The following is a 12,746-nucleotide window of genomic DNA, read 5'->3' on the forward strand; positions in this document are numbered from 1 at the left end:
ACCCGTGGGCGAACGCCCGAGACGGACATCCTCAGATCCGGACCTCCTCGCGTCGGACGCCCACGTCGCGGGCGAACTCCTTGAGTCGCTCGAAGGTGATCTGTTCCTTCTGTGCCCCGCGGTCTTTCACCATGCGGGTCACCTCGCGGACCTCGGCGTCGGTGGGGTCGAAACCGGCGTCCTCCAGGCGCTCCCTGACGGAGTGGGTTCCGGTGTGTTTCCCCAGGACCAACTCGCGGGTCGCGCCGACCATCTCCGGGGTCATCACGCCGGGTTCGAACGTATCGGAGTTCTCGATGACGCCGGCCGCGTGGATCCCTGACTCGTGGGAGAAGGCGTTCTCCCCCACGATCGGTTTGTTCGCCGGCGTCGTGATGTCGCTTTTCTCCTCGATGATCCGCGACACCTCGGCGATCCGGGCCGTGTCGATGCCGGTATCGACGTCGTAGAGCGACTCCAGCGCCATGACGACCTCCTCGTAGGCCGCGTTGCCGGCGCGTTCGCCGATCCCGTTGATAGACACCTGCGACTGGGTGGCGCCCGCCTCGTACCCCGAGAGGGCGTTGGCGGCCGCCAGCCCGAAGTCGTCGTGGGTGTGGACGTCGACCTCGGCGTCGGTGTGCGCACAGACGGTCTCGATCATGTCGTAGAACCGCCGCGGCGTCGCGACGCCGACCGTATCCGGGATGTTTATCCAGTCCGCCCCGACCTCGGAGACGGCCTCGATGATGTCGGTCAGGAACTGTTCGTCGGTGCGCGTGGCGTCCATCGGCGAGAACATACAGGTCACGCCGGCCTCCTTGACGCGTTCGACGGCCTCGACGGACCGTTCGAGCGCCTCCTGGCGGGTGGCGTGCATCGAATCCTGCAGTTGGACGTCGCTGGTGGATGCAAAAACGTGTACCATATCGACGCCGGAATCCAGCGCCGCTTCGACGTCCTTCTCTACCACGCGGGCGAGTCCACAGACGGTGGACCGCGACGCCGCGTCGGCGATGTCCCGGACGGCTTCGAACTCCGTCTCGGAGTTTACCGGGAAGCCGGCCTCGATGACGTGGGTTCGCATGTCATCGAGGATCGACGCGATCTCCCGTTTGTCCTCGTAGGAGAACGACGTTCTCGGGGACTGTTCGCCGTCGCGCAGCGTCGTATCGAAAATTCGGGCCTCACTGATCTCTGAGGTACTATCTAGTGTGCCCTGGAAGAACTCGATCCGCCGGCGAAGCCGACGTATCCTCGTGCTGTGTCATTGCAATTGGACCAAGGACACGCGAGGTATTTAAACTTGGCTGTCCACCGCGGCGAATTGTCGCACCCGTTCGAAAATACAGGTCGAGAACGGCCAGGAAACACACGATCTCACAGTTCGACGCCGCCGACCGCACAGCACCAGTGTTTAACCGCTGTCCGCCGAGAGCTACGTCGCGATCGAACTCCGCGTCCGGATACGCATCCACCAGATCCTCGAGTTTCGTTTCGAGCAGCGTCGTCACATCGTGACGGTGCTGGGCGACGTCGTGAGTGCCGATCATATCGGAGAGATCCTTCGTGTAGGTAGTCAACCGTTGTAGATCCGACGCGCTCGAGAGGATGGTCTCTGCGCCGGAGGCGACCCGTTCCGAATCGTTCCCGGCGAGCAACTTTGCCCGGCCGAGAATGACAGTGAGCCCGTTTCGGAGGTTGTGACGCAGGATGCGGTTGAGCACGGTCGCCTGCTGTTGGCTCTCTTTGCGTGCCGTGATATCGCGCGCGTTGATCAGAAAGCCGGAAATCACGGACTCGGGGCGGTCGCTCACGATTCCTTCGATCCAGGCCCAGGAGCCGTCCGCCCGTCGGAAGCGATACTCCAGCCGGTTGACCACGCCGCCCGACCGGGACGCCATCGTTCTGAAGGTCTCCCGGATATCCGCCCGGTCGTCCGGATGGATGTACTGGAAGTAGGTTTCGTCCCGCAGTCTGTCCGGGCTGTATCCGAGGATCTTCTCGACCGAATCGCTCTGATACCGGATCGTCCCGTCGTGTTTCATCACCGTGATGAGATCGCCCGAGTGCTCCAACAGGGTCTCGAACCACTCCCGCTCCTCGCGATCGCTCGTCTCCCGGATGTGGTTGACGAGATGCGGACGACCGTCGAGTTCGATCACCGAGGCGGACATCTCGGCGGGGATGATGTCACCGCTCTTGCAGTAACAGGTGATTTCGTCCGTCCAGCCTTCCCCTTCCTCCAGAACGCGGTCGGCAAACGCCATGAACCGGTCGAGGTTGTGCGGATGGAGATCGGAGGCAGGCATCGACAACAGTTCCTCACGGGGGTACTCGACGAGTTCGACCGCTGCCGGATTGCAATCCACGATGGCGTCGTTTTCGATGTCGACGATGAAGATCGCGTCGTTGGCGTGCTCGAAGACCGTTTCGAACTTCTTTCCGGACGGGTCGACGGGAGTCCCGGTATCCGAGTGGCGGGTGTCGTTCATACGCTTGGTTGAGAGAGGACTGGAACGAGAGAGCGATCGATCGGCGCTACCGCGCCCACTCGATGGCTTCCGTCCGATCTTCGGTCGTCAGGGTATCGAGCCCGCCCGTATCGATCTTGCCCCGAAGCGAGATCGCTTTGATACCGTCGGCGACGACAGCCCACCGTTCGATCCCCGCCTGGTCGGCCTGTTGGGCGGATTTCTCCCAGACCTCGAACGCTTCGGAGGTGAACGGATCCTCGAGTTGCACGTCGGTGACCATCCCGTCGAAATCGTGCTCCGACAGCAAATCCTTATAGACGGGATACGCCTCTGTCTCGAACGCCGAAAGCTCCATCCCCGGCAGGAATTCCCAGACCATGATACCGTCGTGTATTTCGACCGTCCAGCCGTCTCCGCTCTGCTTCTGTCTCATATCCACCGGTTGATCGTAAACCGAAATAAGGCAGACGAGGGTGTGTCAGCAAAATGCACGGCCGCTGTAAACTATTTTGTCGATATATTTTATGTGAGGCCGTTCCACTGTGCGGACGAACGCTTCACTCTCGGTACCGCGACTCGGTCGCTTCCGCCCCGTGTGCTCTCCGAGTACGGGACCCCACGCTGCCGCGAATCAGGGCGTCGCCGAATGTCAGAATCCCCTGTCGATAGTGTATATACGTTTCGCCGGCTTCAACGAGCGCCGCCTACGGGCGAAGCAATAAATATGCCTCCCATCATAACGGTGAGACCGAACGATAGATATCCGTTTCCAACGAGGGCATGATTCAGATACTTTATATCGGACGTCCGGAGCACGACCTCGATCACGCCGCACAGGCCCTCCAGGGGAGCCGCGATTCGTTCGACGTCGCGACTGAATCGGACCCACAGGAAGCCCTCGAACGACTCCGGTCGGGGGGGTTCGATTGTGTCGTCTGCGACTACGATCTGTCCGGCACGACCGGAGCGGAGTTGCTGGAACGGATCCACGAGGTCGACCCCGAACTGCCGGCCGTTCTGCTCGTCGAGGGGACAGGCGAAGACGCCGCAGATTCGATCCCGGCAAGTGCCATCGAGTGTCTTCGACCCGACCGTACCGACGCATGGTTCGAGTCGGTCGCGAAACGAATCGAGCGCGCGGTCGAGCGGTACGGCTCCGGGAGGACGAACCGGCGGGAACCCCGTCGGTCCGCACTGTTCGAGAACACGCCCGATCCGATCGTCGAGGTGGCGTTCGACGGAGAGATCCCCCGGATGGTCGCGGTCAACCCTGCCTTCGAGGAGGTGTTCGGCTTCGAGAACGACACCGTCATCGGGGAGAGTATCGCCGACGTTCTCGTCCCTGAATCCGAACACGCACAGCATCTCACGCTGCGCGATGCGGTACTCGCCGGGAACCCCACCTGATTCAGCGAGGGAGTCCCGCCGTTCACCGCGGGCGGGAATCGCGTACGCTCCGAAAAATGAACACTACTCAATAACCTGCCCAACTCCCTTATATTTATATACATAGTGCCACAAGTGGCATATAGATGGAGATAAACCGTACCGCAGTCGTGAAACTCTCCGTCCCCGACAACCGCCGCGACGACCTGAAACGAACAATGGACACGTTTCGGAATGCGGCACAACAATTCATCAATCGGGGATGGGACGGTGACAACGACGGGTACGTGATTACATCTGGTAACCATCTCCAACGACTCATCTACGACGACATCCGCGAGGAAACAGCCCTACACGCCGATCTATGTGTAGGGGCCGCTAACCATGCCGCTGAAATCCTCTCGTCGGTTGTTGAGAAGATGAAAGACGGTGAACGAGTCTCAAAACCCACTCTAACTTCAAACACAACCGTCTACAACACGAACGCTGTCACGTACTTTGACGGGTACTGCTCGTTGGCCGCATATGGTGGCAGTCGTGTCCACGCAGAATACGTCTATCCAGATGACTCGATCCAAGCCGAGTATATGGAACGCGACGAGTGGACCAAACAAGGCGCAAAACTCCGTTACGATCACCAAACAGATACCTACTATCTCCACGTTTCGGTGAAGCAGGAACGTGAAGAAACGTCGGCAGAAACCGAGAACCAAACAGTTCTTGGTGTCGATCGAAACGTGGATGGGTATCTCGCCGTCACCAGTACCGGCGCGTTCATCGGTAACGCTGACCTGTTGAATCACAAGCGTCGGGAATACGAACGTCGCCGTGGTCGGCTCCAACAGACAGGCACGCGAAGCGCCCATCAAACAATCCAATCGATCGGTGATGCCTTCGCCAATTGGTCGGAAGATTTCCTCCACCAAGCCTCAAAGAAGTTGGTTGAAGAAGCTGTTTCGAACGGTTGTACAACAATTGTCTTTGAGGACTTGAAAGGTATCCGAAACGGGATGTGGAATGGGTCAAAGTTCCAGCAATGGGCGTTTAACGAATTGAAGCGGCAGGTTACATACAAGGCTAACGCGGAAGGGATTGACGTTGAGACGGTGCAGCCGCAGTACACTAGTCAACGGTGTTCGGATACGGAGTGTGGGTTTACGCATGAGGATAACCGTGATGGTGATGAGTTTGCCTGTCAGAAGTGCGGCAAGGAGCTACACAGCGATTATAATGCGGCGCGAAACATCGCACACAAATTCATCCAGAACCGGCGTAAGTCTGGTTCTGGAGGGGCAACCTATCACCTTGCCCTGAAGTCGGGAACATTGAACGGGAATGGCGATTACTCGCCTGCCACGGTATAGTGGATAGACCGGGAGTTCACCGACAAACCCCGGCGTTCACGCCGGGTGTAGGTGATACCCGCGACAGCTTTTATAAACCATACACTGTATCGGTGGGCATGCAAGGTACCCACACGCCCGTTCCGACGCGGGGATCCATGCCCCGGGAGGTGACAGGCCGTGTTTGAGAGCCTCCGTCGCCGTCGGCTGGCGAAGTTCGGCGCGGGGTTCGGCGCCGTGACGGCGGTCATGATTCTCGTCGGCGTGCTCGCCTTTCTCGATACCGCCGCACACGTCGACGCCGAAAACCACTGGACAGTCGTCCAGAACCTCACCGTGGTCGTCGCGACCGCGATCGTCGGGTTCGCCACGATGGGGATCGTGTTGATCCGCCCGACAGTAAAGCAGATCGAGGAACTGGCCGCCCACACCCAGGAGATCGAAGCGGGAGAGCTCGATACCGGCGTCACGAGCGACGACGACGACGAACTCGGGACGCTGTATGACTCGATCAACTCGATGCGTGAGACGATACGGACGCGCATCGATGAGACCGAAACCCAGCGCGAACGGGCCGAAAGAGCCCGCGAGGAGAGCCAGCGACTCGCTACCACCCTCGAAGAGCGGACCGAGGCGTTCGCCGAGACGATGGCTCGGACTGCGGACGGGGATCTGACGGCTCGACTCACTGTCGAGGACGACGATCCAGACTCGCTAAAACGGGTCGCGACCGGCTTCAACGACGCGATGGCGGAGATACAGGAGGTCGTCGAGGAGGTCGGCACGTTCACCGATTCGGTCGTCACCGCGGTGGAACGCTCGACAGAGCACATCGACGAGGCGGTCGAGCAGGGTGGCGAAACGAGCGACGCGATGGACGAGACGGCCGAGGACGCCCGCCGGCAAAGCGACCGTCTCCTCGAAGCCGCCGGGGAACTAGAGAGCATGTCGGTGAACATCGAAGAGGTGGCGGCATCGACCGAGGAACTCGGTGAGACCTCCGAGCGTGCGGCCTCCCTGTCCGAGGCGGGGCGGGAGAACGCCCGCGCTGCGGTCGAGGAACTCCACCGGATCCAGGAGCGCTCGGAATCCGCCGCCGACACCATGACCGAGCTGGAAGCCCAGATGGACGAGATCGAACAGATCGTCACGACGATCCGCGAGATCGCCGAACAGACGAACCTGCTGGCGCTGAACGCCTCGATCGAGGCCGCCCGGGCCGGCGGTGAGGCCGGATCGAACACCGCCGACGGGTTCGACGTCGTCGCCAACGAGGTGAAGGCGCTCTCGGAGGAGACCCAACAGTCCGCCGGCGAAGTCGAGACGATGATCGCTGAGCTGCGCGAATTGACCGAAGAGAGCGCGGAGGACATGCGATCGATCCAGGCGGAGGTCGAATCCGGCGTCGGGACGGTCGAAACCGTCGACGACGCGCTTGCGGATATCGACACCCAGGTCACCGAGGTCGACGACGGCGTCCAGCAGATCACGACGGCGATGGACCAGCAGGCGATGTCGCTCAACGACGTGACCGCGACCGTAGACGAGTTGACCGATTTCAGCCAGGACACCGCCGAGCGAACGATTCGGATGGCGACGGCGACCGAAGAACAGACCCAGAAGCTGACCGACACCGCCGAGCGAGTACACACGCTGCTCGATAAGACGACGCGGTTGCGGCGCTCGCTCGAAACGTTCGAGTACGACAACACCACTGCGGAGACGGTGCCGTCAGTGGAATCCCTCTCTCAATCATGAGCACCAAGAAAGCGACGTTTCCCGTCGATATCTCGAGGACCGACGTTACGAGTACCGTCGTCGCCGCGATACTCGGGAGTATCACGTTCGGTATCACGATGAGCCTGACTATGGGAGAGGTGCTGTTCACGGCTATCCCCGGAATGTACGGGTTCGAAGGCGTTTCCCGCACCGTCGCGATCTTCGTCGGATGGGCCATTCACCTCTCTCACGGCACCGTATTGGGTCTGATTTTCGGTGTTGCGGTCACGGTCGTTCCCGAATGCGGCGAACGTCTAAAGTACGGATTCCTTGCCGGTGTCGCGTACGGGATCGTGCTATGGGTCGCGCTGGCCTCGCTTCTCATGCCATTCTGGGTCGGTCAGGCGATGTCGATCGATCCCCCCGTGCCGGACTGGCGACTTTGGAGTCTCCTCGGACACGTCCTCTACGGTGCGTTTCTGGGGCTTTTAATCCCCTTGTACCGACGTTACGAGTGATCGACGGGCAGTAGCGGTTCTCGGAGCTCCTCGGAATGCATGATATCACTGTCGGTGATGTCGATTCCGCTGATCGTTGCGAATATCACCCTGGTTAACGTGCTGTCAGTATCGTCTAGCCACGAGTGCGGTAAACACGATATCGACAACGCCGTGTTCTTCAGCAATATAGCCGAACCACTCGGAGACCCAATCGTTTGCTGAGGGTCCTAATCGATCCCTCCGATTGCGAAAACCACCGGGATGGTGGGGGGGTTAAGCCCCGGTGGCAACGGCGACAGTTGGCTTCCGGATCGGTGGGATGCCAGATACCATGACAAGGTGTGGAAGCCAGATAGTGATAACGTATCTCAGCAAAAGATAGCTTGGCATTACGCATCATGGCATTTATACCGATCATCAGGACTGCTTTCGGCAGTAATACCCCCAAACGGTATTGAACTCGACCATGTAGTCCGAGTCGATGCCGGACGGAGATCGCTTCGAAGCCGAGGAACAAGAGTCGTTGGCTCATATGCAGCAGATGCCGTCGGCGGCGGTGCTAGATTCGCTGATCGAAAGCGGGCTACACGAGATGGAGCGGGAGCGGTCGGGGTTGTTACTCTCCGCATTTTCGGCTGGACTCGATATCGGCTTCGGCCCCCTCCTCATGGCGGTCTTGTTGACACTGTCGGACGGGACCTTCGGAGACCTCGCGACTGAGCTCCTTCTGGCCAGTGCGTATTCTGTAGGGTTCATATTCGTCATCCTCGGCCGATCAGAACTGTTCACCGAGCATACTACCCTCGCTGTAATTCCAGTGCTCGACCATCAGGCATCCATCGGCCAGTTGGGACGACTCTGGGGGCTCGTTTACGTGGGCAATCTCGTCGGCGGGGCCGTCTTTACTTTCCTGGCGGTGTTACTCATGCCGGGACTCGGCGTCGTTTCGCCCGAGGCGTTCGGCACAATCGCAGATAAACTCGTTAGCCACGACCTCTCTTGGCTCTTCATCGCCGGTATCTTCGCCGGGTGGCTGATGGGACTGATGGCCTGGTTGATCACTGCGGCCCAGGAAACGATCAGCCGAATCTTCCTCATCTGGATTGTGGCCGGCACGATCGGTATCCTCCATCTTCCGCACTCTATCGCCGGAAACGTCGAAGTGCTTTTCGGCCTCTTTACGTCTTCGGCCGTGACGCTGAGTGATTATCTGGCGTTCCAGTTACTGGCCACGATCGGAAATGCTGTAGGCGGGACGATCTTCGTTGCGACGCTGAAATACGGCCACGTCGTCCGCGGCGCGAAGTGAGTTGACTTCTCTCTCTGCGTTTTCGCGGGGGAGGTCAGCCGTGCTGTTTCACTTCCGGGCGGGTGGAGCCGGTACTTCCGTGTCCCGTTTCACCCTCGAGTTCGACGACGACCGAGTCGGTGATCAGCGCATAGACCGACATCTCCTTTCCCTTCGGGGAGTACCGGGTGCCGGCCGCCTCGATCAATCCGGCGTTCTGGAACCGATCGAGATGATAACAGACGCTCTGGAGCGACACCTCGACTTCGGCTGCGATCTCCGAGGCCGTTTGCGGGGATTTGCACAGCGCAAGGAGGATACCGCGCGCGGTGTCGTTCGCGAGCACCTCCAGGACGCCCCCGTCATCGGCAATATCGACCGTCCGGGTGTTCCGGTCGACGTCGTTCGGGACGGTTTCCGGGAGTAGGTCGTTGACTGCCATGCTATACGCTCTTGTCGCCTCCTTCGGAGTGGTTACGAAAGCGGATCGACGGTTCGACACTCATCGTTCGTCCCGACAGAACACCCCTATCGGTCTGTAACCAGGGGCTAGCTACCCGAACACGGTCTCGAAACGTAGCTAGCTATCTAGAATCGCTCGAAGTCCTCCGTCAATACTCGCTGGCTGGCATCGATACGGAGAGAGATGTAGCCCCGAGAGACAAACCAACTAAATGTCTCAAGGGGTATGGTTCAGTATCGGATGGACAGTACGAATCCCGAACGACCGGACGGGAGCGAGAACCGACCGAACGTGCTCGTCGTCGACGACGAACGGGAAGTGGCCGACGCGTATGCGCTCCGTCTGAAAGGGCTGTCCGATACAGAGACAGTCTACGACGGCGAAAGCGCTCTCGCCCACGTCGAAGAAAACCCGGTCGATATCCTCCTCCTCGACCGGCATATGCCGGGGCCGTCCGGCGACGAGGTTCTGGAGGTACTCACCGACCGGGGCTTCGGCGGTCGGATAATCATGGTAACCGCCATCGATCCGGGGTTTGACGTTCTCGATATGCCGTTCGACGATTATCTCTGCAAACCGCTCGAACGGGAGGACATCAGGGCAGCCGTCGATCAACAGCGGCTGGTCCTCGGATACGAAACGCTCGGTGACTACTTCGCCGCCGAATCGACCCGCGCGATCCTCCGCTCTGAACTTCCGGCCGACAGACGCGACTCCCACTCCGAATATCAGGCGATCGAACGGCGGACCGAGCGACTGAAACGGCGCGCAACGCGGTTACTGGACGATCCCGAACGGCTCTTCGAGGTGTTCGACGGGATCGATCGGGAAGGTCGATAGCCGTCCGGGGCTCTCAAGTCTCGGGGCCACCGTGGAGGTCCCGGTCGGCCGTCTGAAAGAACTCTTCGAGGAGCTTGCGCTGGCTCGCACGGAGATGATAGAGCAGCGTCGGTGCGGTAATATCGAGCGCGGTTGCGACCTCCTCGGCGGTGCTGCCACGGGGCGATTCGAAGTAGTCGGCCAGGAACGCGGTCCGGAGGACGGTTTCCTGTCGATCCGTCAATCGATCACGGAGGCCTTCGCGGAACCCCCGGGCGGTCTCGATCTCCCGTTCCTCCTCCCGCTTTGCGAGCACTTCGCCGTCGAACCGCCGCAGTACGGTATCGACGATCCGCCGGATCTCCTCCTCGGGGGGCAGTTCGATCTCGAGCCGTCCACGCCCGGATTCGAACCGCGCTGACTGGACCGTCGCGCCGTGGGTCGAAACGATACCGAGAGACGTCTCCATGTCGAGTTCGACCTCGAGGAGTCCGGCGCTTTCCTCCTCGTCGACGATACGGGATAGTTCGATCGCGTCGCCCCCGGACACGACGCTGGCGAAGCGTTCCGGTACAGCCCCGTCCACACGGAGGAACCCGAGCAACCGGTCGCTGTCCTGTGAAACGAGCCCTTCCACGGTGAGCGTCGCCTCGAGTTCGGTCGCCACCGCGACCAGCGGCGCCCCCGTATCCGACACCTGGAGATCGAGTTCGACGACGCTGTCGGAAAACAGGAGGGTCCGGTTCCGGGCGGCGTTCACCGCGAACCCGGCGATCGACCCGACCGTCCCGAAGACCGCTCGCTCGCGTTCCGAGAAGGCATCCCGGTCGGTCGCGTACACCCCGACGACGCCGTAGACGCTCGACCCGTACGTCAGCGGGATCGCCAGAAGCGACTGGACGCCGTCGGCGAAGGCCGCCCGTCTGACCGCTTCCGGGATCGACCGGTCGTCGGCGATCGGCCGGGACACCTGAGGGACGCCGGTCTCGACCGCCCGGTCTTCGGGGAGATCGGTCGCATCGCCCAGATGCCCCTGGATCCGATCGAACGTCCGGCCCGTCGTCCCGGCCGACGCACGGACGACGATGTCGTCGCCGCCGACTTCCCGCTCTCCGACCCACGCGAACTCGTAGATATCCGTCTCGCCGAGCCGTTCACAGACCGTTTCGGCGATCTCCTCGCGCGTCGAAGCCTCGATCAGATCCGCGAGAACCGCGGAGACAAGCCCGTTGAGAACCGTCAGCCGGTCGAGTTCGTCCTCAAGCCGATCGTTGTGTCGCTCCTGCTTGCGGATCGAACTCTCGTCTGTGAGATACACGGCGACGGTATCGTCGCCCGGAACGATCGAAACCGAGAGCCACCGTTCGAGGCCGGGGTAGTACTCCTCGATGGTACTCTCGGCTATCCGCTCTTCTTCGAAGGCGGCCGGGACGGCGCCTTCGACCGAATCCGGGAAGACGAGATCGATCGGCGTCCCGGTCGTGGCCGCGGCGTCGACGCCGAGTAACTCACACGCCGTCCCGTTGATGTCAGTCACTATCCCGTCCGGTGTCGCCTCGAGTATCCCGATCGGTGCCCGTTCGAACCGCTCTTTCATCGTTCCTGGTCGACCCCCCGTATCTCGAACCGGGCGCCGGCACGGCCGTTTTTCGCCTCGACCGTCCAGCCGTGGCATTCGGCGATGCGTCTGACGATCGACAGTCCGAGCCCGGTCCCGTGATCGTGCGAGCTATACCCGGGCTCGAAAACGGCAGACAACGCCTCGGGCGGGATGCCCGGGCCGTCGTCTTCGACATAGAACCCTTCCGACTCCCCCGTGAGTCGCCCGACAGTGATCTCGGGGTGATCCCCGTTTCCGACGGCGTCGTCGGACTCCGGCCGACTGCCAGTCGAGCCGTGCTCGACGCTGTTCCGAAACAGGTTTTCGAACAGCCGCTCGACCCGGCCCCTGTCGGCCACCGTCGCCGGGAGGTCGTCGACGATCGTGAGCGTCGCGGGGCCGGTCTCGACGGTTTCCCATGCCGATTCGACGACGGTCTCCAACTCGACCGTGTGTTCGGGCGTGACGTACTCGGTCCCCCGCGAAAGCGTCAATACGTCCTCGATGATCCGCTCCATCCGCCCGTGTGCCCTCTCGACGTGGTCGAAGTGCTCGTCGGACTCGCTCTCTCTGCCCGCCCGGAGCCGCGCCTTCGCGACGTCCAGTGGGTTCCGGAGGTCGTGGCTGAGCACGCTCGCGACCCGATCGATATCGAACCGGTTGGCCCCGTGTTCGGTGGCTCCTGTCCGGTTGTCTCGCCGGTTGTCCATCGGCGAGTGCGCCGAGGTATCGGGAGCGACGGCCTCGCTTTTGATCAGGAGTACGTACCCCTTAGAAGCGTCCCGTGGGGGTAGTACCCGCAAAAAATACCTGCCGTTGGTCGTTTCGGCGGGGACGGTCGCGGGTTTGTCGTTCCCGAGTAGCTCCTCAAACCGGCGGGCGGTACCGACGGTCGATATACCGACCTGTTCGGCCGCTTCCTCGAGCGGCGTCCCAGACGTGACTGTTCCGAACACCGCCTCAAAAGCCTCGTTTGTCGCCCCGAGTTCCGGGTCCCCGGTTTCGGCCGTGTAACTGATCGCCGGGTCAGGATACCGATCGAGAGGGACGGCACCACCTCCGTTCGCCGATCCGCCGTTACCCATCGTCGCCCACCTGCCGGTCACCGCCGCTCCGTGTCGCCCTCCGAACCACCTGCCCCATCTGGTTGCGGACGGATACACACATTTTCT

12 protein-coding genes are annotated in these 12,746 nt (G+C 61.2%); 6 read left to right on the plus strand and 6 right to left on the minus strand.

Annotation, left to right across the window (positions count from 1 at the left end; translation table 11 throughout):
- Positions 1 to 31: 31 nt before the first annotated feature.
- The 3 genes from KM295_RS04670 to KM295_RS04680 are packed head-to-tail and all read right to left on the minus strand — an operon-like array spanning position 32 to position 2,889.
- Positions 32 to 1,234 carry a LeuA family protein gene (locus KM295_RS04670; protein WP_256028754.1) on the minus strand — a complete coding sequence of 401 codons (1,203 nt, stop codon included), beginning with the start codon at positions 1,232 to 1,234 and terminating at the stop codon, positions 32 to 34.
- Positions 1,185 to 2,474 carry a PAS domain S-box protein gene (locus KM295_RS04675; RefSeq protein ID WP_256028720.1) on the minus strand — a complete coding sequence of 430 codons (1,290 nt, stop codon included), beginning with the start codon at positions 2,472 to 2,474 and terminating at the stop codon, positions 1,185 to 1,187. The genes KM295_RS04670 and KM295_RS04675 overlap by 50 nt, the downstream gene beginning before the upstream one ends.
- Positions 2,475 to 2,520: 46 nt before the next feature.
- Entirely contained in the window at positions 2,521 to 2,889 is a 369-nt protein-coding gene (locus tag KM295_RS04680) for a hypothetical protein (RefSeq protein ID WP_256028721.1), read from the minus strand.
- 347 nt (positions 2,890 to 3,236) lie between these two features.
- Between KM295_RS04680 and KM295_RS04685 the strand changes: the two genes are divergently transcribed.
- The 5 genes from KM295_RS04685 (at position 3,237) to KM295_RS04705 (ending at position 8,713) form a co-directional block, all read left to right on the plus strand.
- Entirely contained in the window at positions 3,237 to 3,863 is a 627-nt protein-coding gene (locus KM295_RS04685; protein WP_256028722.1) for a PAS domain S-box protein, read from the plus strand.
- A 125-nt stretch (positions 3,864 to 3,988) separates the two neighbouring features.
- Entirely contained in the window at positions 3,989 to 5,206 is a 1,218-nt protein-coding gene (locus KM295_RS04690; protein ID WP_256028723.1) for an RNA-guided endonuclease InsQ/TnpB family protein, read from the plus strand.
- A 159-nt stretch (positions 5,207 to 5,365) separates the two neighbouring features.
- Complete coding sequence (locus tag KM295_RS04695) at positions 5,366 to 6,943, plus strand: methyl-accepting chemotaxis protein (protein WP_256028724.1); 1,578 nt, start codon at positions 5,366 to 5,368, stop codon at positions 6,941 to 6,943.
- Positions 6,944 to 7,053: 110 nt separating this feature from the next.
- Entirely contained in the window at positions 7,054 to 7,422 is a 369-nt protein-coding gene (locus tag KM295_RS04700) for a DUF1440 domain-containing protein (protein WP_256028725.1), read from the plus strand.
- 514 nt (positions 7,423 to 7,936) lie between these two features.
- Complete coding sequence (locus KM295_RS04705) at positions 7,937 to 8,713, plus strand: formate/nitrite transporter family protein (RefSeq protein ID WP_418904741.1); 777 nt, start codon at positions 7,937 to 7,939, stop codon at positions 8,711 to 8,713.
- Positions 8,714 to 8,747: 34 nt separating this feature from the next.
- Here the strand turns inward: KM295_RS04705 and KM295_RS04710 are convergent, their stop codons facing one another.
- Positions 8,748 to 9,134, minus strand: a complete 387-nt coding sequence (locus tag KM295_RS04710; protein ID WP_256028727.1) for an ArsR/SmtB family transcription factor — start codon at positions 9,132 to 9,134, stop codon at positions 8,748 to 8,750.
- A 246-nt stretch (positions 9,135 to 9,380) separates the two neighbouring features.
- Here KM295_RS04710 and KM295_RS04715 point away from each other — a divergent pair, with 246 nt between their 5' ends.
- A complete protein-coding gene (locus KM295_RS04715) occupies positions 9,381 to 9,995 on the plus strand; it encodes a response regulator (RefSeq protein WP_256028728.1) in 615 nt (204 codons plus the stop codon).
- 13 nt (positions 9,996 to 10,008) lie between these two features.
- Here the strand turns inward: KM295_RS04715 and KM295_RS04720 are convergent, their stop codons facing one another.
- Together KM295_RS04720 and KM295_RS04725 are read right to left on the minus strand one after the other, a co-directional pair.
- Entirely contained in the window at positions 10,009 to 11,571 is a 1,563-nt protein-coding gene (locus tag KM295_RS04720) for a bacterio-opsin activator domain-containing protein (RefSeq protein ID WP_256028729.1), read from the minus strand.
- Entirely contained in the window at positions 11,568 to 12,659 is a 1,092-nt protein-coding gene (locus tag KM295_RS04725; RefSeq protein ID WP_256028730.1) for a sensor histidine kinase, read from the minus strand. Before KM295_RS04725 ends, KM295_RS04720 begins: the two co-directional genes overlap by 4 nt.
- Between the last annotated feature and the right edge of the window lie 87 nt (positions 12,660 to 12,746).

Source organism: Natronomonas aquatica (assembly GCF_024449025.1).
GTDB classification, from domain to species: Archaea; Halobacteriota; Halobacteria; order Halobacteriales; family Haloarculaceae; genus Natronomonas; species Natronomonas aquatica.